The sequence below is a fragment of the Cronobacter sp. HA18006 genome, assembly GCF_011605445.1.
In the GTDB taxonomy this organism is placed as follows: Bacteria; Pseudomonadota; Gammaproteobacteria; order Enterobacterales; family Enterobacteriaceae; genus Cronobacter; species Cronobacter sakazakii.
In genome coordinates this window covers 172,719-195,220 of record NZ_JAANQB010000023.1, presented here as the reverse complement: position 1 = coordinate 195,220, position 22,502 = coordinate 172,719, and the positions used below count along the sequence as shown (strand labels likewise).

The 22,502-nt window shown below is 59.6% G+C and carries 15 protein-coding genes; 6 read left to right on the top strand and 9 right to left on the bottom strand.

Features of this window, described 5'->3' with window-relative positions:
- Together G9X48_RS17255 and G9X48_RS17250 are read left to right on the top strand one after the other, a co-directional pair.
- Positions 1 to 567: a GNAT family protein gene (locus G9X48_RS17255; protein ID WP_097641512.1), complete on the top strand. Its 567-nt coding sequence runs from the start codon at positions 1 to 3 to the stop codon at positions 565 to 567.
- Between the two features lie 314 nt (positions 568 to 881).
- On the top strand, positions 882 to 1,280 hold the full coding sequence (locus tag G9X48_RS17250; protein WP_007797247.1) for a YdeI family stress tolerance OB fold protein: 399 nt from the start codon (positions 882 to 884) through the stop codon (positions 1,278 to 1,280).
- 44 nt (positions 1,281 to 1,324) lie between these two features.
- Here the strand turns inward: G9X48_RS17250 and G9X48_RS17245 are convergent, their stop codons facing one another.
- Positions 1,325 to 2,083, bottom strand: coding sequence for an SDR family oxidoreductase (locus G9X48_RS17245; protein ID WP_097641513.1), 759 nt, complete (start codon positions 2,081 to 2,083; stop codon positions 1,325 to 1,327).
- 117 nt (positions 2,084 to 2,200) lie between these two features.
- Here G9X48_RS17245 and G9X48_RS17240 point away from each other — a divergent pair, with 117 nt between their 5' ends.
- From G9X48_RS17240 to G9X48_RS17230, 3 genes are all read left to right on the top strand, one after another.
- A complete protein-coding gene (locus tag G9X48_RS17240; RefSeq protein WP_076727135.1) occupies positions 2,201 to 3,100 on the top strand; it encodes a LysR family transcriptional regulator in 900 nt (299 codons plus the stop codon).
- 52 nt (positions 3,101 to 3,152) lie between these two features.
- On the top strand, positions 3,153 to 4,187 hold the full coding sequence (gene yhjD, locus G9X48_RS17235) for an inner membrane protein YhjD (RefSeq protein ID WP_069681906.1): 1,035 nt from the start codon (positions 3,153 to 3,155) through the stop codon (positions 4,185 to 4,187).
- A gap of 274 nt (positions 4,188 to 4,461) precedes the next feature.
- The gene (locus G9X48_RS17230; protein WP_097641515.1) at positions 4,462 to 5,790 is read left to right on the top strand and encodes an MFS transporter; all 1,329 of its coding nucleotides are present in this window, start codon (positions 4,462 to 4,464) and stop codon (positions 5,788 to 5,790) included.
- A gap of 289 nt (positions 5,791 to 6,079) precedes the next feature.
- Here the strand turns inward: G9X48_RS17230 and G9X48_RS17225 are convergent, their stop codons facing one another.
- Positions 6,080 to 8,137, bottom strand: coding sequence for an AsmA family protein (locus tag G9X48_RS17225; RefSeq protein ID WP_014727855.1), 2,058 nt, complete (start codon positions 8,135 to 8,137; stop codon positions 6,080 to 6,082).
- Positions 8,138 to 8,201: 64 nt separating this feature from the next.
- Complete coding sequence (gene pdeH, locus G9X48_RS17220) at positions 8,202 to 8,975, bottom strand: cyclic-guanylate-specific phosphodiesterase (RefSeq protein ID WP_004387638.1); 774 nt, start codon at positions 8,973 to 8,975, stop codon at positions 8,202 to 8,204.
- Positions 8,976 to 9,207: 232 nt separating this feature from the next.
- Here pdeH and G9X48_RS17215 point away from each other — a divergent pair, with 232 nt between their 5' ends.
- The gene (locus tag G9X48_RS17215; RefSeq protein ID WP_097641516.1) at positions 9,208 to 10,146 is read left to right on the top strand and encodes a sugar kinase; all 939 of its coding nucleotides are present in this window, start codon (positions 9,208 to 9,210) and stop codon (positions 10,144 to 10,146) included.
- An 80-nt stretch (positions 10,147 to 10,226) separates the two neighbouring features.
- Here the strand turns inward: G9X48_RS17215 and G9X48_RS17210 are convergent, their stop codons facing one another.
- From G9X48_RS17210 to bcsB, 6 genes are all read right to left on the bottom strand, one after another.
- Entirely contained in the window at positions 10,227 to 11,711 is a 1,485-nt protein-coding gene (locus tag G9X48_RS17210; protein WP_097641517.1) for a pitrilysin family protein, read from the bottom strand.
- A gap of 199 nt (positions 11,712 to 11,910) precedes the next feature.
- The gene (locus tag G9X48_RS17205; RefSeq protein WP_097641518.1) at positions 11,911 to 13,197 is read right to left on the bottom strand and encodes a dicarboxylate/amino acid:cation symporter; all 1,287 of its coding nucleotides are present in this window, start codon (positions 13,195 to 13,197) and stop codon (positions 11,911 to 11,913) included.
- Positions 13,198 to 13,377: 180 nt separating this feature from the next.
- Positions 13,378 to 15,336 (bottom strand): sensor domain-containing phosphodiesterase, encoded by a 1,959-nt coding sequence (locus G9X48_RS17200; RefSeq protein WP_204353146.1) that lies wholly within the window; start codon positions 15,334 to 15,336, stop codon positions 13,378 to 13,380.
- Between the two features lie 123 nt (positions 15,337 to 15,459).
- A complete protein-coding gene (gene bcsC / locus G9X48_RS17195; RefSeq protein WP_097641520.1) occupies positions 15,460 to 18,963 on the bottom strand; it encodes a cellulose synthase complex outer membrane protein BcsC in 3,504 nt (1,167 codons plus the stop codon).
- Entirely contained in the window at positions 18,945 to 20,060 is a 1,116-nt protein-coding gene (gene bcsZ / locus G9X48_RS17190; protein ID WP_007852866.1) for a cellulose synthase complex periplasmic endoglucanase BcsZ, read from the bottom strand. The genes bcsC and bcsZ overlap by 19 nt, the downstream gene beginning before the upstream one ends.
- 6 nt (positions 20,061 to 20,066) lie before the next feature.
- A complete protein-coding gene (gene bcsB / locus G9X48_RS17185) occupies positions 20,067 to 22,499 on the bottom strand; it encodes a cellulose biosynthesis cyclic di-GMP-binding regulatory protein BcsB (protein WP_029039098.1) in 2,433 nt (810 codons plus the stop codon).
- Positions 22,500 to 22,502: the final 3 nt, after the last annotated feature.

The window sequence follows — 22,502 nt, the reverse complement described above, 5'->3', positions numbered from 1 at the left end:
ATGCATCCCGACACGCCCTTTAACGACGCGTTGTTGACGTTTAATTCCACACGCCTCGATTACCGGCCCCTCACGCCCGACGACTGGCCGTTCTTTTTAAGCCTGCAACGTGACGATACGGTGATGCGTTTCGTGGCCGACCCGCGCTCTGACGCGCAGCGAATGCAGGATTTCGCGTCGCGCCTGCCGCCCTGGACGCCCGCAAGCACCCGCTGGCTCTGTTTACTGATTAGCGAAAAGCACAGCGGGCAGCCGGTCGGCGTGACGGGCTTTGTGATGCGCGGTGAAGGGATTGCTGAAGTCGGGTTTCTGCTGGCGAGCGCCTTTCAGGGCCAGGGCTACGGCTATGAATCGCTGCGCGCCATCTGCCGCCTCGCTTTTGAGGGTTGCGGCCTGCGGCGTCTGGTGGCGACCGTCACCGGCGGCAATATTGCCTCGAAAAAGACGCTGGAAAAAGCGGGATTTCTTCAGGAGGGCACGCTGCGGGAAAGTTACTTTATCGGCGGTCGCTGGCATGACGACTGGCTGTTTGGCCTGCTGGCAAGCGACTCTTCACCGGAGAGTTAATTCTGACGCACGGTGGGTGCGCTGGCGCTTACCCACCCTACGCACAAATATATACGCCGGTTTCAGCCCGCAGGGCGGGTAAGCGCAGCGCACCCGCCATGACGCAAAAATAGATACGCCGGTTTTAGCCCGTAGGGCGGGTAAGCGTAACGCACCCGCCATGACGCAAAAAAATATACGCCGATTTTAACCCGTAGGGCGGGTAAGCGCAGCGCACCCGCCGTCTGCCCCCACATGCGACTCCGCCGAAAGACGTTTTTGCTTCCTTGTGCCAGGCTTAAAGAACATAAACCTGCAACGACACAGGGAGACGTATGAAAAAAACAGTGATTATCGCCACGCTTTCCGCGTTACTGGCCCTGCCTGCACTGGCAGAAGAGAAAGGCGGCTTCAAGAACGATGAAGCCCCGCCACCGCCGCATCAGCTTAAAGAGGGCTACCGCGGCATTACCGATGCCCGCTCGATCGACGTGAAGCAGGCAAAAGAGATGCACGATGGCGCCTCCGTGACGCTGCGTGGCTATCTGATCAAGAAAAAAGGCGATGACGTTTATCAGTTCCGCGATAAAGGCGGCGATATCGACGTCATGATCCCGCATGCGGTTTTTCAGGGCAAAGAGGTCAGCCCGGATGAACTGGTGGGCATCAGCGGTACGCTTGATAAAAAACAGCAGCCGTACCGCATTCGCGTGACGCACTTCCAGAAAGAGTAACCTGCCAGAACGCCTTGCCCGGTTGCACCGGGCAAGGCAACGCTTTACAGGAACATCCCGCCGGAAACTTCAATCCGCTGCGCGTTCATCCAGCCCAGCTCGTCGCCGATAATAGCCGCTATCGCCGCGCCGATATCATCCGGCAGCCCCACGCGCCCTAGCGCCGTCTGCGAGGCGATAAAACGGTTCAGTTCGTCGTTATCACGCACCTGTCCGCCGCCGAAGTCCGTCTCAATCGCGCCTGGCGCGATGATATTCACCGCGATATTACGGCTGCCAAGCTCTTTGGCCTGATAGCGCGTCAGCACTTCCATCGCGCCTTTCATTGAGGCATACGCTGAATAGCCCGGCAGCGCAAAACGCGTCAGCCCGCTGGAGACGTTCAGGATGCGTCCGCCGTTATTAATCAGCGGCAGCAGTTGCTGCGTCAGAAAGAACGGCCCCTTGAAGTGAATGTTCACTAACTCGTCAAACTGCGCCTCGCTGAACTCGCCAAACGGCGCATAAATCCCGATACCCGCGTTGTTGATTAAATAATCAAAACTGTCACGCTGCCAGGTCTGTTGCAGTTGTGCCTTCACCTGCGCAACGAATGCCGGGAAGGACGCGCTATCGGCGACGTTCAGTGCCAGTGCTGCCGCTTTCACGCCTTTTTGTTCAATTTCACGCACAACAGCCTCGGCGTCTTCACGCTGACGCTGGTACGTCAGCAAAATGCCAATTCCGCGCTCTGCGAGCTTCAGCGCTGCGTTTTTACCAAGCCCGCGGCTGCCACCGGTGATGATTGCGATACGTTGCGTCATAAATACCTCGTCATGGTCTGGGTGATGATTAAAAAGAGCTTATTAGCTGACAACAGAACGATAAAGAGCGCAAAATACGCTTTACTGTTTCATATATAACAACAATGAGGGGCAGCGATGGATAAAATTCACGCAATGCGTTTATTCGTGCGAGTGGCGGAACTGGAGAGCTTTACCCGCGCCGCCGAGACGCTGAGCCTGCCGAAAGGCAGCGTGTCACGGCAGGTGCAGGCGCTGGAAAGCGCGCTCGGCACGCGCCTGCTGCACCGCACGACGCGACGGGTACATCTCACCCAGGACGGCCAGGTCTATTACGAGCGCGCGCGCGATCTGCTCGCGAATCTCGACGAACTCGACGGCCTGTTTCTGCACGATCCGGCGAGCGTCAGCGGGCGGCTGCGTGTCGATATGCCGGTCGCGGTGGCGCAAAACGTGGTGATCCCGCGTCTGCCGGAGTTTCTTCACCACTACCCCGGCATTGCGCTTGAGCTGAGCAGCAGCGACCGGCTGGTGGATGTGGTGCGCGAAGGCTTCGACTGCGTGGTACGCGTCGGCCAGTTGAAAGATTCCGGGCTGGTGGCGCGCCCGCTTGGCAAATTAAGCCAGGTCAACTGCGCCAGCCCGGATTATCTGGCACGTTTCGGCATTCCTGAAACGCTCGACGATCTCGCTTCGCACGCGCTGGTGCATTACACGCCAACGCTCGGCACGCGTCCGGCAGGCTTTGAAATCGGGCGTGACAGCGGTAGTGAGTGGATACCAACTGGCGGCGTATTGACGGTGAACAGCACCGAAACCTACCAGGCCGCCTGTTTCGCCGGGCTGGGGATTATTCAGGTGCCGCGCATCGGCGTTCGCGAGGCGCTGCGCAGCGGCAAACTCGTGGAAGTGCTGCCGCAATACCGCGCCGCGCCGATGCCGGTCTCGCTGATTTATCCGCACCGTCGGCACCTCTCACGGCGCGTTCACCTGTTTATGGAGTGGCTGGCGACCGTCATGAAAGGTTACGTTGACTAGCCGCGGGCTATACTTGGAAGCAAGTTGTAAAAAATAAAAGGAATCAACGCTAATGACCACGCCGGAGCAGCCTGCTAAACGCCCGACCGAAGATCTGAAATACCAGCCTGTCCCGCAGCTGGATACGCGCCCCGAGGAGAAGAAAGCCGACGATAAACCCGCCGAAGGCGTCATCGGTAACGTAAAACAGAAGGTCGAGAAAGTGGAGCGCCGTCCCGCAGTCGCGCATCTGCTTCGCGCCTTTGAGCGGTTTAACGAACGTATGGGCAACCAGTTTGGTGCCGCGATCACCTACTTTTCGTTTTTATCGATGATCCCGGTGCTGATGGTGTCGTTTGCGGTCGCAGGCTTTGTGCTCGCCTCGCACCCGACCCTGCTTCAGGACATTTTTAATAAAATTCTGCAAAGCGTCAGTGACCCGACGCTCGCCAAAACGCTCAGCAGCAGCATTAACGCCGCGGTGGAGCAGCGCACCACGGTCGGGATTGTGGGCTTTGCCGTAGCGCTCTACTCCGGTGTGAACTGGATGGGCTACCTGCGAGAGGCGATCCGCGCGCAGTTCCGTGACGACTGGGAGCGCGGCGCGGAAGACGACAAAGAGAAATTCTGGGTGAAATACCTGCGCGATTTTATCTCCCTGATTGGGCTGCTGGTGGCGCTGGTCATCACGATGTCGATTACGTCCGTCGCAGGTTCCGCCCAGGAGACGATTATCCGGCTGCTGCATCTGGACGCCATCGGCTGGCTGAAGCCGGTCTGGCATCTGATTGGCCTTGCCGTCTCTTTCTGTGCCAACTATCTGCTTTTCTTCTGGATCTTCTGGCGTCTGCCGCGCCACCGGCCGCGCCGCAAAGCGCTGCTGCGCGGCACCGTGATTGCGGCGATTGGCTTTGAGGTTATCAAAATCATTATGACCTATACGCTGCCGTCGCTCGTGAAATCGCCGTCCGGCGCGGCATTCGGCTCGGTGCTGGGGCTGATGGCGTTCTTCTATTTCTTCGCGCGCCTGACGCTGTTCTGCTCCGCCTGGATTGCAACAGCGCAGTACAAAGACGATCCGCAAATGCCGGGTAAAAACCCCGCGTAATCCCTCCGTGCGGGCTTGGAAAAACGCATTTTTTCAGCCCGCCGCCTCCCTTTCAGTATAAAAATCCAGGGTGTAACTTTTATTTAACCTAAAACCAGTTTTATCGACTGAATATGAAATTCTGTGAAGCATTTCATAGAAGAGAATAAGCTGGCGCTAAAACTATCCGCTTTTTGCCTGTTTTTTGCACACTTTCGCGGCACCCGCTGAATTGAAATGTCGTTTTTGCTGTGGCTAATATGGGGTTTCGACGTGACTACAATAAGAAAATTCTATGCAAGCAACCATCGCCACCAGCATCGACAACGAACACGACGCCGCGCCCGTCAACTCGCGTAGTAAGGTCGTCATCGCCTCGCTCATCGGCACCGCCATTGAGTTCTTCGATTTCTACATTTACGCCACCGCGGCGGTGATTGTGTTCCCGCACATTTTCTTCCCGCAGGGCGACCCGACCGCCGCCACGCTACAGTCGCTGGCGACGTTTGCCATCGCCTTTGTGGCGCGCCCGATAGGCTCGGCCGTGTTTGGCCATTTCGGCGACCGTGTGGGCCGTAAGGTGACGCTCGTGGCCTCGCTGCTGACCATGGGGATTTCCACGGTGCTGATTGGCCTGCTGCCGGGCTATGAATCTATCGGCATTATGGCTCCGCTGCTGCTGGCGCTGGCGCGCTTCGGCCAGGGTCTGGGCCTTGGCGGTGAATGGGGCGGCGCGGCGCTGCTCGCCACCGAGAACGCTCCGGCGCATAAACGCGCCCTGTATGGCTCCTTCCCGCAGCTCGGTGCGCCTATCGGCTTCTTCTTCGCTAACGGCACGTTCCTGCTGCTGTCGTGGCTGCTCACCGACGAACAGTTTATGAGCTGGGGCTGGCGCGTGCCGTTTATCTTCTCCGCCGTGCTGGTGTTGATTGGCCTGTATGTGCGCGTGTCGCTGCATGAAACGCCGGTATTCGCCAAAATCGCCAAAGCGAAGAAACAGGTGAAAGTGCCGCTCGGCACGCTGCTGACGAAACATGTGCGCGTCACCGTACTTGGCACGTTCATCATGCTCGCCACCTATACGCTGTTTTACATCATGACAGTCTATTCAATGACCTTCAGCACCACGCCAGCGGCGCAGGGCGGGCTGGGCTTCCCGCGTAACGATGTGCTGTGGATGCTGATGATGGCAGTAATTGGCTTTGGCCTGATGGTGCCGGTAGCGGGCCTGCTGGCGGATCGTTTCGGGCGTCGTAAGAGCATGATTGTTATCACCACGCTGATTCTGCTGTTCGCGCTGTTTCTGTTCCCACCGCTGCTGGGTTCCGGCAGTGAGGCGATGGTGATGGCGTATCTGTTGATCGGCCTGAGTCTGATGGGGCTGACGTTCGGCCCGATGGGCGCGCTGCTGCCGGAGCTGTTCCCGACCGAAGTGCGCTACACCGGTGCCTCGTTCTCCTACAACGTGTCGTCGATTCTCGGCGCGTCGGTGGCACCGTATATCGCCACCTGGCTGCAGGCGAATTACGGGCTGTTTTACGTGGGAATTTATCTGGCGGCGATGGCGGCGCTGACGCTTATCGCGCTGATTGCCACCAAAGAGACGCGTCACCAGTCGCTGTAACTGGGCGCGTTAACGAAAAGGCTGCCCGCGGGCGGCCTTTTTTGTTTTTGGATTTGAGAGCGAAAATGGCGGGTGATTTGACGGCCTCCGCCTGGCGGCGGGTGCGCTGCGCTTACCCGCCCTACGGATGATATGCAGGGTACGAGTCAGGTAGGGTGGGTAAGCGCCAGCGCACCCACCTTTACGTTATGGCGGGTGCGCTGCGCTTACCCGCCCTACAAACTGAGGCGTTTATCTTCTTGAGTAGGGTGGGTAAGCGCAGCGCACCCACCTTCCCCATGAAACCCTGTTACTTCTTCATCTGCCCCAGAATCGCGCTGCACTGGTTCTCGTTGCCTTCGGATGGCGAAATCAGCGCCAGCAGCGCCGCGGCGGGCGTCACCAGCGTTGCGAGCGCTGCCGCGACCGCGCCACGCGCAATCAACGGCCCCGGCTTCACGCCGTAATCCGGATCTTTAAAGGTGCCGCGCACGTACAGCGGCGAGCGCAGCGTCACGATACGCACCCCTTTGCTTTCCGGATTAATGGTGAGATCCAGCCGCTCGTCGGCGAAACTGGTGGTGCCGGTGATGTTAATCAGCGCGTTTTCAGTATCAAACGCGAAAATCTCCGGGCGCGCCACGCCGTTGGTCAGGTTCAGGTTCGCCGCCGCGCAGTTGACCCGCACTTCGTCGTCGCCAAAAATCTGCCCAACGATAAAGTTACCCACGTTCAGCCCCAGAATTTCCATCAGGTTACGGCTGATAACGCCGTCGTTCATCAACAGCTTCAGGTTGCCGTTACTGGTGCCAAGCAGCGACGCGACCGAGTTACCGGTGCCGCGCAGTTTCGCATCGCCGTTCAGCTCGCCAAGCGTGCGCTGCATCAGCTCGACGTCCGGCATAAGCTCTTTGAGCTTCAGCCGTCGCGCCTGAATTTCCGCCGCGCCCTGCATCGGTTGCTTGTCGCCGTCGAGATGGATATTGGCGTCGATAGTGCCGCCCGCCATGCCGAATTTCAGCGGCTTGAGATGCAAATCGCCGTTGTTGAGCACAATATGGGTGGTGAGATCGCTAATCGGCAGGCGCGTGCTGTGTTCGATACGACGGCCTTTAAAGCGCACATCGGCATCCATCACGTCCCATTTGTTGGTTTCAAAGGTGTCGTGCGGCAGCACTTTATCGCCCGGCTGCGCCGGTTTTTCGCCTTTTTTCTGCTCGGAATTTTTGCTCTTCTCCGCCCCGGCACCGGAATCGACGCCAATCAGCGGGCCGAGGTCGGCAAGCCGCAGCTGGCGCGATTCCAGATCCCCTTCCAGTTTCGGTCGCGGTTTGCGCTGGCTGTAGGTCAGCGAGCCGTGAATATCGCTCTCACCGATGCGCCCGTTAAAACCGCGATAATCATAGACCGAGCCTTTGTCGCTGTTGATTTTAGCGACCAGCCGGCCATCCGTTTCAAACGGTGGCGTATCGGGCAGCAGCACACCGGTCAGCTCATAGAGATCGCCCAGTGAATTACCCGCGAATTTCAGCTGTAAATCGACGCCGCCCATGTTCATCGGATCGTTAACCGTCCCGACAAACGCCACGCGGGTGTCGCCGGAGCGCAAATCGGCCTGCACCGGGAACGGCGTGCCTTCACTTTTCAGCGCCAGCATGCCGCCGATTTTCCCGCTGCCGCGCAGCGGCTGGTCGTTATAGGTGCCGCGCGCCTTCAGGCCAAAGACATAATCGCCAACCTTATCGTTCCCTTTTTTGTCTTTGTCACCGGTCACTTCGTTAAACGGCAGCGGTTTGCCAAGTGGATCGATGAGGATCTCCACATCGGCGCGGCTGACGTTATCGTCCACCCGCACGCGGCCCTGATCGAAGAGAATATTGTCGAGCCGGAAAGACCAGGAAGATGGCTGCTGCGCCGCTTCGCCTTCGCTCTGCTTCATGTCGAACGTCCAGTTATTGGTCTTTTCCGACAAGCGAATCAGCTGTGCGTCCGGCTTCTGGAATTTAATCCACGGTAGGTAAACCGTTTTGGTGAGCAGCGCCAGCGGGGCGAGCGTCGCCTCAACGCGAGGCAGGTGGATCATGGTGACTTGCGGAATATCCGGCGGGTTGCCGAGCACAACATCTTCAGCGTGTACGTGCGGCCAGGGCACCCAGCTTCGCCAGCCGGGTTCGTCTTTATTACGCTCCCACACCACGCCCAGATCGCCACGTATGGCAAAGGGGCGGTTAAGCTCCGTGGAGACCTTCTGGTTGATGGTCGGCTTAAGCCGATTCCAGTCAAACGTCGCGATAATGATGATGGCGACCACGACCAGCAACAAGAAAACCCCTGCTACCACGCTGATAATTTTGGTTGTTTTTGTCATCCTCACACCTCGTCCTGATGATGCCTGCCTCAACTAAAGATAGTTGACGAAAGCGCAAAGCTCATCAGGAGAGTCTGAGTATTACCGTTTCCAGCGTTTCGAAAGGCACCGGGCGCGAGAGAAAATAGCCTTGCGCGGCCAGCGCAGGCGACTGTTGCACATCCTGCCACTCTTCCAGCGTTTCCACGCCTTCAACAATCACGCCTTCGCAGTAGTGATTCATCAGTTGCAGCAGCATGGTGAACAGATTGCGGCCTTCGCTGCTCTGACGCAGCATGATGAACAGATCGCGCGCCACTTTGATGTAGTCATAACGGACTTCGTTGAGCGCTGAAAAATTCGCCATGCCGGTGCCGAAATCGTCCAGCCACAGCGGGCCAAATTCGCAGAAACTCGCGAACGTCGAGTCTTGCGGCAGGCTGATGTGCTCTACCAGTTCAAAGCGCACCCACGGCAACGCTTCCGTTAACGCGCGGATTTTCGGCATGTCGCGCATCGCCATGAGCGTCGGGCCATCAACGTTCACGGAGGCGAGAATGTTATTTTCTGTGAAAAACGGCGCGCGCGATGACAGCACCTGTAGCTGCTCTTCAATGACGTCCACGCGATAGCGTACCGGCAGCCCCGCGAAATAGCGGTCGGGCGCGATGCGGCGCGAGGGATCGCTCGGGTGCGTGACGATAGTCAGCAACTCAACCGCCAGCAGACGCCCGTCGGTGCGGTAAATCGGCTGATAGGTGTAGGTGCGCTCGCATTGCAGCCAGTAACGCCGCTCTTGCAGGCTTTCGACACTCGCCGACGGCAGCGCCAGCCGGTGAGTGACCTGTTTTAAATTCATGGTAAAGGGTCCTGTGATGTGAGGGTTTACCGGACTCGTCCTGGAATTATCGGCGCTGCGGTTGAGAACTTTATGCACAGTTGTCCGACCCGTAGGGTTATAAAGAATAATGCTTTTCTTCAGAAACAGGGGCACAGCTCAAAAAATAATGGAACAGCGTTTTAAAAGGTTTGACTGCGCGATCGCGGCGGCACACACTAATGCCCATCTTCTCGTTTTCAAGTGAGTCACTATGTCAGAGCACAAGATTGCCGTGATTGGCGAATGCATGATTGAACTGTCGGAAAAAGGCGCGCAGATGAACCGCGGCTTTGGCGGGGATACGCTCAACACCGCGGTCTATATCGCCCGTCAGGTGAGCCCGCAGGCGCTGTCGGTGCATTATGTCACCGCGCTTGGCAAAGACCCGTTCAGCCAGCAGATGCTTGATGCCTGGCAGGCCGAAAACGTGCACACCGAACTCACGCAGCGTATGGATAACCGTCTGCCGGGGCTCTATTACATCGAAACCGACGAACGCGGCGAGCGCACCTTCTGGTACTGGCGCAACGAAGCCGCCGCGAAATTCTGGCTGGAGAGCGACGAGGCCGACGCCATCTGCGCGCAGCTGGCGCACTTTGATTATCTTTACCTGAGCGGCATTAGCCTGGCGATTTTAAGCCCGCAAAGCCGTGAAAAACTGCTCGGCCTGCTGAAAGCCTGCCGCGCGAACGGCGGTAAAGTGATTTTTGATAATAACTACCGCCCGCGCCTGTGGGCGAGCCGCGAAGAGACGCAGCAGGTTTACCAGCAGATGCTGAGCTACACCGATATCGCCTTCCTGACGCTGGATGATGAAGACGCGCTGTGGGGCGAGAAGCCGGTTGATGAGGTCATTGCGCGCACCCAGGCGGCAGGCGTGCGTGAAGTGGTGATAAAGCGTGGTGCCGAATCGTGCCTGGTGGCGGTGGCGGGTGAAGCGCTCTGCGAGGTCCCCGCGGTGAAATTGCCGAAAGAGAACGTGATCGACACCACCGCCGCAGGCGACTCGTTCAGCGCCGGTTATCTGGCGGTGCGCCTTACGGGCGGCAGCGCCGAAGCGGCGGCAAAACGCGGCCATCTGACCGCCAGCACCGTGATTCAGTATCGCGGCGCGATAATCCCGCGCGAGGCGATGCCGCGCTATACCTGACGTCTTCGATGAGCCCGGCCTGCGCGCCGGGCTTTTTATTTCCGCCGCGCATAAAAAACCCGGCCGGAGCCGGGTGGTCATTAATTGCTTTTGTCAGCGGGCGGCGGAATGTCGGTGACATCCGGGCGCGCGTCATCCGGCGCGGCGGCGACAGGCGTCATAATGCGGTTCCAGGTCTCCTGAAGCGCTTTCACGCTGTACTCTTCCTCACCCTTCGGTTGCAGCAGAATAAGCGCCATCTCCTGAGAGAGCTGCTGGCGTAAATCCTGGTTCAGCTCCGCGGCGGTCAGGTTATTAAGAAAGCTCTGGCGCAGGTTCTGGTACTGCTCCGGCGCGATATCCACTACCTGATTTTGCAGCGAACGCATCCGCTGGTTGATAAGCACATCGGTATCGGTGCGCGCATAGGTGGCGAACAGCTTCTGTAGCTCCAGCTTTTTCTGGGCAATCAGCGCGTTGAACTCATCCACCGACAGGCCGTTTTCGCGCACGTTCGCCAGCTCGCGAGCAATAAGCGCCAGGTTGCTGTCGAGTTTATCATTCGGCGATTCAACGTTAATGGCGCACTGGGCGCGCTGGAACAGCACGCGGCAGTCAAAGCCGATGCCGATATCTTTGATGTTGTTTTTGCTCAGGTTCTGCTGAACGTGCCAGAACAGCGCCTCGCGCGCCAGATCCGCACGCCAGTAGCGCTGCAGCGCAGAAGATTCGCGGATCGGCTGCCACGGGTTATCCCACATAATGGAGAGACGATCCTGGCGCACGCTGTCGGTCATGATAGCGACCGGCTCGCGACGCAGCGGCGAGAGCGTTGGCACCGGGGCCGGAGTTTCACGTTTGCCTTTTAGCTCGCCAAAGGCTTTGTTGATCTGCTCCGCCACCGCGCGGCTGTCAACGTTGCCGACCACAATAAGCGTCATGGCGTCCGGGGTGTACCACTTCTTGTAGTAGGCTTCGAGCTGTTTCGCATCGACCGGCTGTTTCAGGTCGACGGACGGATCGTGGCCCAGCAGCGTGGAGCCTTTCAGGCGCTGACGCCACCAGCCATCCTGCGTGTCCGGCCAGGTGGCGACCATATCCTGGGTTTGCAGGGCTTTGGTGATGCTTTCCGGCGTAATGGCGACCCGCCCGGCGGTATCGGAGAGATATGTCAGCGCTTCTTTCAGCAGGTCGTTGCGGTTATTCGGCAGGCTCAGGTTAAACAGCGTGTAATCGTAAGAAACCACGACCGGGGGCATCGGGCGCTTCGGATCGATACTCTGCTGCCAGAGAGAACGCGCCTGCACCGCCTGTAGGCTGCCGCTCTGGGTGAGCGCCAGACGCGGCAGAAAACGGGTATAGCCGCTCTGCTGGGTGTTTTCAGCCAGCGACCCGGTGTTAACGGTCAGGCGAATTTCAATGCGGTCGCTCGGGCGCTGCGGCGTGGAGAGAATTTGCCACTGAAACCCATTGCTCAGCGTGCCCTGTTGCCAGGCCGGGTCGGGCTGGAGCGGTTCTGCCTGCACGAGGCTGGCGGCGGCCATCAGTAAACCGCCAGCGATAAGTCGAATTCTTGTGCCCTGCATGTGTACCCCTGATCAACATTCCTGGTTAAAAACAGTCAAATGGCGACAAAAGGCTGCTGTGGCCCGTCGCCAAAGATAGCGCTTAAACTTTTCGTTAGACCGCAAAAAAGCGGAAATGTCGCGCAATAGAGTGAAATAAACGTTAATTATGCGCAGGCACCCGCCGCCAGAGCAAGCAGCGGCGGGCTAAAGAGTGAGATCAGGAGGAGATTTGCTGCGTTTTAGCGGCAGAATTCTTGTTATTCAGCGTGTCATTAAGCTGTTTTTCATCGAGCTCTTTCACCCACTTCGCAACCACAATCGTCGCCACGCCGTTACCGACCAGGTTGGTTAACGCGCGCGCTTCCGACATAAAGCGGTCGATACCAAGAATGAGCGCAAGCCCGGCCACCGGCAGATGGCCCACGGCGGAAATGGTCGCCGCCAGCACGATAAATCCGCTTCCTGTCACGCCTGCCGCGCCTTTTGAGGACAGCAACAGCACTACCAGCAGCGTTATCTGATGGAAAATATCCATATGGCTGTTGGTCGCCTGGGCGATAAACACCGCCGCCATCGTCAGGTAAATGGAAGTGCCGTCGAGGTTAAACGAGTAGCCGGTCGGGATAACCAGCCCCACCACCGATTTGCGACAGCCCAGTTTTTCCATTTTATCGAGCATACGCGGCAGCGCGGATTCTGATGACGACGTGCCAAGCACGATCAGCAGCTCTTCACGGATATAGCGAATGAATTTGAAAATGTTAAAGCCGGTGGCGCGAGCGATGCTGCCCAGCACGACCACCACGAACAGAATACAGGTGATGTAGAAGCAGACGATCAGCTGGCCGAGCTGTACCAGCGTGCCGACGCCATATTTACCGATGGTGAACGCCATCGCGCCGAACGCGCCGATGGGCGCGAGACGCATGATCATGTTGATGATGCCGAAAATGACCTGCGAGAAGCTTTCAATGACGTTGAAAATCAGTTGACCGTTGCGGCCCAGACGGTGCAGCGCAAACCCAAACAGTACCGCGAACAGCAATACCTGCAGAATGTTGCCGCTGGCGAACGCGCCGATCACGCTTGAAGGGATAACATCCATCAGGAAGGCGACGATGCCCTGCTGCTGCGCCTGCTCGGCGTATACCGCGACGGCTTTAGCGTCGAGTGTCGCCGGGTCAACGTTCATGCCCGCGCCCGGCTGGACAAGGTTCACAATCATCAGACCGATAATCAGCGCAATGGTACTGACGATTTCGAAATAGAGCAGCGCGACCGCGCCCGTACGCCCTACCGCCTTCATGCTTTCCATACCCGCGATGCCGGTCACGACGGTACAGAAAATCACCGGCGCGATAATCATTTTAATCAGCTTCACGAAGGCGTCGCCCAGCGGCTTCATCTGTGCGCCAAGCTCCGGGTAGAAGTGACCGAGCAATATCCCGATGGCTATTGCAGTCAAGACCTGAAAATAGAGGCTTTTGAAAAGAGAGCGTTTCATAGGGGTGTCCTTGAAGGTAATAACCACAGGAATTGTGTGTTAAAATCCCGCCTGCAGCGCTAAAAGTAACACCCGTAAAACATGTCAGATATATCAGAGCATCAAATTGGAAACATAAATGTTAAGATTTATGAGCTGAAACGCGTCAGCCCATAATGCCTTACACCTTTTGCAGCGATGTCACGGCGCTGTCAGCCACGCGTCTTCAAACGCCGCAGGCGTCGCCGCCTTGCCGAAAAGATACCCCTGGCCCACCGTCACGCCCGCGTTTAACAGCCAGTCACGCTGTGCCTCGTTCTGAATGCCTTCCGCCACCAGTTCAAGATTAAGCTTTTTCGCCATGCTGATGATGGCCGCGACCACGCTGTCATCGTCCGGCAGGTTATCAATAAAGCTCTTATCGATTTTAAGGCTGTCCACTGGCAGCGCTTTCATTTTCTGTAGCTGGCTCAGGCTCGAATACCCCATGCCAAAATCGTCCAGCGCGATGCGCACGCCCGCCTCGCGCAGGGGGCGCAGAATGGCTATGGCGGCTTCGGTATCGTCAATACGCTGGCTTTCCGTCATCTCCAGAATCAGCGTGCCGGGCGCAATGGCGTAGCGTTCCAGTCGTTGCAGCATCGTTTGTACCAGATCGCGTTTTAACAACTGCAATGACGACACATTCACCGACAGCGGCAGCATAATGCCGTGCGCCTGCCAGCGCGCCAGTAACTGACACGCCTCGTCCAGCACCCAGTCGCCCACGGTAACGATAAGCCCGCTCGACTCAATGTTATCAATAAGCCCTACCGGTAACGTCCACTCGCCATCTGGCTGGCGCTCGCGCAGCAGCGCTTCGGCACCCACAATGTTGCCGTTGCGCATATCCACCTGCGGCTGCAGCCAGACGGCGTACTGGCGGCGCGCCAGCGCATTTTGCATCGCGCTTTCCTGCGCGCTCACCGGGGATTCGCCGAAAAACGCCGCCTGATTGACGCCGCTGCGCCGGGCGTCCAGCGCGGCGGAAATCGCGCTCTGGTAAAGCGTCGAGGCGCTCTGGCGGCCATCGAACATCGCCACGCCAATGCTTGCCGCGCACGCTGGCGCGCCGCTGTCCGACTCCGGCGGTTCGTTAAGGGCCGCCAGCAGCTGTTGCGTCAGCGTCACCGCGTGTTCCGGCGTTTTCACGCCGTGCGCGATAATCGCGAAATCGTCCTGGCTTATCTGCGCCAGCACCATCCGCGGCGTCAGCACCGAGCGCAGCTTCTCAACGCGCGCGCGCAGGAGCGCCTCGCGCTGCGATTCGTCAATATCACGCAGCGGCTCACAAGCCACATACAGCAACGCGGTCGCACCGCCGCCCGCGACGGCCTGCTCAAGCAGTGCGACGAGCAACGCCTGGTTCGGCAAACCGGTGAGCGGGAAACGGGTGCCGCTGGTGCGCGCCTCGTCGAGCTGTTGCGCAAGCGCCTGCTGGTTACGGTTATAAGTGCGCACCAGCATACCGATCTCATCATCCTTATGCAGACGCGGAATAGTGAGCTGATGATGCGCCAGCTCATGCGCGTCCAGCGCGTTCAGCGTGCGTGTGATATCACGCAGCGGGTGCAGGATCAGGCGGTTGATGCACCAGGTGATCGCCACCGAGAGGATCAGCGCCAGCAGCAGGAAGGTGGTCAGCAGGGTCGAAATCGCATTGATGATAAAGCGGTACATCCGCCAGGAGTCCGCCTGCAACACCAGATAGGCGAGCGGCTGCGGGTTGGCGGGCCGCTCCAGCGAATAGAGCGGCAGGGAGATCTGCACCGGCAGCTCAAAGACGCGGGCGAGCGTCACCGGAATCGGGCGCTCCGGCGTAAAGCGCATGCGCAACGCCTGGAACTGATTAGGCAACACGACATCAGCACGGCTAATCACGCCGGCGGGTTTAATTTCGCGAAGGATCGCCTCCGCTTCCGGAATATTGGCTTTCAGAATGGCCGCAGAGAGCGGCTGGCGCACCGAGCGGGCGATGCTCTCCATCTGCATGGCGGTGTGGTAGCGATGCGACTGCACGAAATGAAACAGCAAAACGACGCTGAAAATAAAAAGAAAAAAGACGGAAACGGCCGAAACCATCGCCATCTGTTTTATCGTGAGGGAACGACTGACTCGCAACTTGATTCTCCACTGATGCCACTGCCCGCATGATAATCACACATAATTATCATTGCGGGCGGGAGTATACTGCATTGTTGTGGAATTTAACCGCGCGGGCGGGCCGAACGCGCATTAATCTTATTACCGGTCGGCGTACGGTGTCAGCGTCTGCGGCGGCATATCCATATCGCCCTGCCAGCCGCCCTGCGAGTAGCGGATAAACAGCGAGAAATTGCTCGGCGTATAATCCTTCGCCTGCTGAATATCAATGGCGGCACCCACCGACCAGTTTGAAGTAATGCGTCTTTCAATCAGCGCGTTGGCGGTATAACCCCAGCCGCTGCTGCTGCTGCCTTCTTCCAGCGCGTCCTTGTCGGCGTAACGGCTTAACGCCGGATTTTGCGCGTTTATCACAGGCGTCGGGATAAGCCCCGACAGCGGATAGCGGCGCTCGGTCTTCGTGCGGGAGTGCGACCACGAGCCTGACGCGCCAAGCTCCCACGACCAGTTTTCCGTTCTCATCCGCCAGGCGACCGGCACCGCGAAAGAGACGTACTCCTGCGGGCTGTAGTAGCCGCCCTGGCCTAAAGAATAACCGCTCAAATCTTTCTCATAGTGCCACACCATGTTGTTGAGCCCAATGGTGAGGCGCTGATTATTTTCGTTAATCAGCTTGTAGTAATAGCCGCTCATCCAGCGCACCCGCCAGTTATCAGCGACATTTTTACCGGTGAGCTGATCGGCGTTAAGACTGGCCCAGACGCCGTGCGCCTCGCCGCGATCGTAGCTGAGGCTCGCGCCGCCGCCGGTGGCGCGCACGCCGCCCCACGTCGTGCCGGTATTAGAAGGCGCGTCGCGCTGCCCGCCAAAAGCCAGCATGGAGCTCGAAATCGGACGTCGATGCGCATTCAGCGTATAGCCAATCGGCCCCAGATCGCTGCTGTAGCTTAAGCCGCCCACCACATCGACAACATCAAAGCCTATCGGCGTGGTGCCGATATCCATATCCCAGGTGTCGTTGCGCCAGCCCGCCGCCACGCTCACGCCGGAGGCGCGCTGTTTCGCGTTGCCGGAGCAGGGCGTTTCGGCGCAGGTGCCCCAGGTTTCGCTATAACTGTTGCCGCTAAAGCTGCCCGGATTCATGTTCACCGCGTCGGTACGCAGGAACAGCCGCCCGTCGCGCAGCGGCGCATCCACCTGCAACATCGTGGTATTCGCTTTCAGATCCGAATACCCCGGCGTACCGCTGGAGCCCCAGTAGTCGTGCTGGAGCGTGACGTTTAAATCCTGCTGGCGATAGAGATCCGCCGCATCGCCGCGCACGCTGCGCTTCAGCCAGTCGTCGCTGGCGTCGTTGCGGGTAAGCCGCGTGAAGGCGTCGTTATCGCCAGGGCGCGTCGGGGTGATGCCGGAGGCGACCATCGCGTCACGATACGTCTGCAACGCCTGCTGCGGCTGCCCGTTCTGACGCTGAAAGCGCGCCGCGTCGCGCAATACCAGCGCGCTTTCCTGCGAAGGCGGCTGCGTTTTCGCGGTAGCGGCAAGCACCGCGAAAGCCTGCTGTGCACGCGCGGTGTCGCCAAGCGCCGCTTCGGCATTGGCAATGCGCCGCTGCGTGCCCGGCGAGCGCGGTTCGCCGCCTGCGGCAGGCGTTTGCAGCGCCGCGAGCTGCTCGCGTGCCGCCGCGTTATCACCCTGCGCGATCAGCACTTCCGCAAGCCCCAGCCGCGCCTCTTCACTGGCAGGCGAGCGTGTTAATACCGTCTGGTACTGCGCGCGCGCCGTGGCGTTATCGCCGCGCTGCTGCGCCCAGTCAGCCAGCGTTAAATCGATGCGATCGGAGACCGGCTGCTGGCGTAACAGCGCGATGGCCTGCGCCTCCTGGCCGCTGTCGCGCAGGCGGTTGGCCGTCTCCATCAGTTCATTGGTCTGTAAACGCTGCGACAGCTCAAGAATATTCGGCGTCCATTTGTCGCGCGCCAGCGTATTGAGGTGGCTTAGCGCGGCGCGCTGACGATCGCTGCCGGAGAGATAAAGCCCGTAGGCATACACTTGCTCCGGATCGCCCGATTTACGCTGCGCCAGTTGGCCCATCACGGCATCAGCGTCGCGGCGCTGACCGGCGGAAGCCAGATCGTTTGCCAGCCGGTAGGTTATCCAGACGCTGTCCGGGTCGAGCGCCAGACGCTGGCGCTGCACCGCGGCGGCGGCGGCGAAGCGCCCTTCGGCCTCCAGCGCGGCGGCCTGCTGCTCAAGGCGATCGTTCGTCATGCTGCGTTCGATATCGTCAATGCTGCGCCGCTGGCTGGCGGAGAGCGTGGCGATAAACGCCTCGGCGCGTTCCGGCGACTGGCGACGGTAAAGATTCGCAAGCCCCCGCACCGCGTTGCTGTTGGTGTTATCCATGCGCAGTGCCTGCCGGTAATAACGCTCGGCCGCCGCGTCGTCTTTCTTCGCCACGGCGACGTCGCCCAGGCCAAGCACCGCGTAGCTGTCGGTGTTATCCACCGTCGCGGCCTGCTGATATTTCTGCTGCGCCTGCGCCAGATTGTTGGCTTTCAGCGCCGCGTCGCCCTGCTGTATCAACAGCCAGTAGCGGTTCACCTGTAACAGGCTCTGCCAGCGACCGCTGTTAGGGCTGTTCGGATCCTGTTTGAGCGCCTGCTCCAGCAGCGGCACGGCGCGCGCGCGGTTGCCCTGCTGAGAATACGCCTGCGCCAGCGCGCCCAGCGCTTCGCTGTCATTCGGGTTCGCTTTTACGGCGCTGGTCAGTTCCGAAACGGCTTTGGCGCCCTGGCCCTCTTCCACCCGCGCGATGCCCTGCATTCTGGCGCGATAAGCCGGATCGGCGAGTTTAGTTTGCTGTTCAGCGAGCAGCCCTTTGGCTTTATCGGCGGTATCACCGCTGCTGAACACCTGTAAGAAACGCTCCAGCGCGGCGACACTGTCGTCGCTTGCGGGCATCCCCTGAATCTGCTGATACCAGAGGTCTGCCGCCGTTTCACGCCCGCCGCCCGATTTCGCCATCTGCTCCAGCACGCTGAAACCCTCCTGCTGGCGGTTGGCGGAAAAGAGCTGTAGCGCAAGCTGCGTGCGTAGCTGGTCATTGCCCGGCGCGCGGGCGTCCAGCGCCTGCATCTGGCGAATGGCCTCGTCACGCCGCGCCGGATCTTTTGCGACCAGCGCCCAGTATTCAACGGCCAGATCGCCATCCGGCGGCGCGCCGTTAAACAGTTTTTGATACGCCGCCAGCGCCTCCTGCGTATGCCCCGTCGTGCCGAGCAGACGCGCCTGTTGCAGTTGCTGACGCCCTTCCGGCGAGGCCAGCGCAAGCGTGATACGCGCCTGTTGGTACGCTGAGGATTGCGGAGCGAGCTTGCCCAAGCGCGCAAACTGCTGCTGCGCGCCCGCGTTATCGCCCTGACGCAGCAGATAACGCATTTTAGCGGCGATAAAATCGGGATCGTCCGGGTTCATCAGCTCAAGACGGTAGAGCGACTGGTGCACCAGATCGTCCCGTTTGGCCGTTTCGCCAAGCCGCACCTGTTCGAGCAACTGCTGTCGGATATCCGTCTGCGCCTGCGCCGGCCCGCTGAGGGCGACGCCGAGCGCCAGCGCGGTGATACTTAACGCGAACTTGTGCATGACTCTCCCCAGGCGGGTTGCAGCTCACCGTCAACGGTGAAGCGGAAACGGTGTTCATCCCATCCCTGGCCAAACAGGGTTAATACATAGCTAAAGTAGGCGTCCTGCTGCGGATAGTTATCCGCCACGCGCTGGCGTTGCAGCGCCTGGATATCACGGTTTTGCAGGAACGGCAGCAGCGCGGCGGAAAAGCCCACCGGCCCGTTGCCCTGGGTTTTACCGTCGATAACACGGACTTTTTCCGGCGGCACGCCCGCTTTGATTGTGGCGGTTTCCATCGGGCTGAGTTTTTTGAGCAGTGGCGCCTGCTGTTCATCCGCCGGGTTCATCATGCCGACCCACAGATAAACGCGAATGGCGTCGTAGCTGCCAATCAGCGGTTTTTGCGGTGCCGCAGGTTTCATCACCCAGCCTTTCTTCGCCTCATAGCTCACCCAGTCCGGCGAAAAGCCCTGCGGGGCCGTTTCCAGCAGCAGGCGCAGGTTGGTATCGCGGATGGTCGTCCAGGGTTTGCCGTAACGGGTGAAATAGCGCGCCAGCTGCGGCGGCATATAGCTCGGGTTAAAGCGCCAGAGCGTCGGCTCGGCAAAGCTCACTTTACCCGGCAGCAGCATGTCGCCAAGCGCGGGCACGTTCACCACTTCTTCTTTGGCGATGCGGTCCAGCAGCGCTTTGCCGGTGTCGCTGTAGCGCGGCTCTTTCCACAAGCGTCCCGCTTCAAGCAGGCTCCAGGCTATCCACAGATCGGCGTCGGAAGCGGAATTGGTGTCGAGCACCGTCCATTCGTCCGGCCCTTTCATACCCCACAGCCAGGCGGGCAGCGTGTTTTTCAGCGAGCCTTGCGCAAGGTTATTTTCCGTCCACTGAAGAATGTTATCGAACGCCTCGCGGTCATTGGCCGCAAGGGCGAAGAACAGCGCGTAGCTCTGCCCTTCGGACGTCGTGATTTTGCGCGGATCGCTTGGGTCAATCACGCGTCCTTCTTCGCTGATGTAGCCGCCTTTAAAGCGGTCCCAGTCAGCCCAGCCACAGGCGGCATGGGCTGAAACGGTCGCCAGCAGCAGCCCCGCCGCAAGCCATCTGCACAGATTCTTCATGACGCGTTACTCATGGTTGCCCGGATCAAGACGGCGGCGGCTCAGGATACGCAGCAGACGCCACAGCACCCACGCCAGCAGCACGACGCTGATGGCCGCGAAAATCGCCAGCAGGATCGGATGGTTCGCCAGCGCATACCAGATACGATCGAACCACGGCAGGTGACCCACGTAGTAAACATCACCCACGCGCAGGCTGTTCACGCCCGATTCACGAATAATCGAGACCGAGCCATACATCGCGGCGCGTTTACCGCTGTCGTTGAGCGCGTCGTTGAGCAGCTCATAACCGCGCGGGCTGTCAGCCAGCAGCGCCACGACGCTGCGCTGATCGTGATACGGCGACTGGAAGCCCACGACTGCGGCCATCGGCCCGGAAGAGGTGATTTCCGTTTGCACCTGCGGCTGACGGTCGCGGTCGTCGGTATCGATAAGCGTCACGTCGCGCGTCGGGGTTTTCACCCAGCTTTGCGTGGCGTTCACCAGCATATCGATGCGTTTTTCATCTTTCAGCGACGCGGGCAACGTACCGATCACCAGAATGTCGGCGTCTTTATTCTGCATGTCGCCGCCCTCGTTGGTGATGGTGAGGTTAACCGCCGGGAAACCGGTCTGCGCGCCGATAGTGCCTGCGGTGTCCAAAAGCGTCGTGAGCTGCGCCGGGTTCGGCTGTTTCGGCATCACGATAAGCGTATCGGAGAGATCCGCCATCCGGCTGAACGGGAAACCCGCGTTGGCGAAAGAGCGCAGATCCGGCATCGCGATAAAGTGATGATAGTTGGAGAAATCCAGCGTGGAATCATCGCCTATCACTACGCGGTTCGGCACCGTCTGGAAGGTCACGCAGTTGTCCAGCGTGCCGCCCGGCAGCGGGTTGGTATAGTTGAAATCAAACCGCAGCTGGTTCGCCGCGCCGAGGCGCAGCGTCGGCAGCGTCACTTCGGTTTTGCCGTCCAGCAGCCCCTGCAACAGCGGCAGACGCAGCAGCAGACGGTTGGTTTCATCTTTCGGCAGCAGGTTGAAAGATTGCAGGAACTGGTTGTTCAGGCTGATATCCATGCGCGAGTTATCGCGCGTGGCGGGCGACGTATAGCGGTAGTTCAGACGCATATCGATGCCGTTGCTGCGCAGCAGATAGAGATCCGGCGGCAGGTTAAGCGTCAGCGAAATCGGGCTCGGCTCAAGGCCGGTCGCCTGTAACTGCTCTTCATAGCCTTTCAGCTCGCCAAACGTCACGGCGCGATCGGTACGCACCCAGTTCGGCGCATCGTAAGGCTGGCGGGCCAGCAGCGGTTTGACCTCGCCCACTTCGACGCTATCGCCACGGAACAGCAGACTGCCCTGCGCGATGCCTTTGGCGGCCTGGAGTAAATCTTTATCGTCGCGTCCTTCAATCACCAGCAGTTTCACCCACGGACTTTGCGGATGGCTCATCATGCGCACCATCGGGCCTTTGGCTGGCGGCAGGTCGCGCAGAAAGTCCGGGCGATTATCATTCGTGGCGAAGACGATCGCATGGCGCGTGGGGAGCTGGTTATAGAGCACCGGGAAGCGCTGACCGCGCCAGCCGGAGCGGGAGCCAAACCACGAGGAGACAATACTCGCGGCCTGTTGGGTCGCGAGATCCGGCGCGGCGGCGAAGACCATCGGCAGCTCCAGCGGACGGTTATCGCGCGAATCAAAGAACGGCACCGGGAAGTGCGACAGATCGTTTTGCAGCTGTAGCGTCTGGAAGGTGAGGTTCAGGGCGCTGTTGCGTCCGATATCCATCCACAGCGTGTTGCTGGCCTGGTTTTCGCAGACGTCGCGATAGTGGCCGACAAACTCCAGGCGCACGCGGTTGAAATCGCTGACGTACAGCGGATCGATAGGCACCTGGGCGGTGGTTTTCTTGCCGAGCTGCTCTTTGGTCACCGGCAGCACATCCATCAGCTCATCATTCAGATAAACCTTCAGCTGTGACTGCACCGGCAGCAGCGACGGCGACGGGGTGTAGGTCAGGTTCAGAGTGGCTTTCGAGATAATTTCATCGCTGCGCATCCCGAACTCGACAAAACCGTCCGGGCGGGTGCCTTTCAGAACCATGCTGCCTGGCGGCGGCGCGATGCTGGCGAAACTCAGCGTAACATCGCGCGCGGGCGCGCCATCCTGAACCACAGGCGCACCGGCACCTTCCACGCCCGGCATCACCTGGCCGAGCACCGCGCCTTCCGTCGCAGGCGCAGGCTCGGTGCCCGCGACAGGCGGCGTGGCGGGCGTTAACGCCTCGGTGCGCGCAGGGGTGGCGGTCATGACGCCTTCAGTCGCAGGCGCGACCACCGGCGCAGTCGGCGCGGCGGTGGCGTTCGGATCGTTAGTGGCTTCAGGCGCGCCGTAGGCACCGGGCAACAGGCTCATTCCCACTGCCACAGCGCACATCCAGGAGAGTTTTCTTTTCATCGC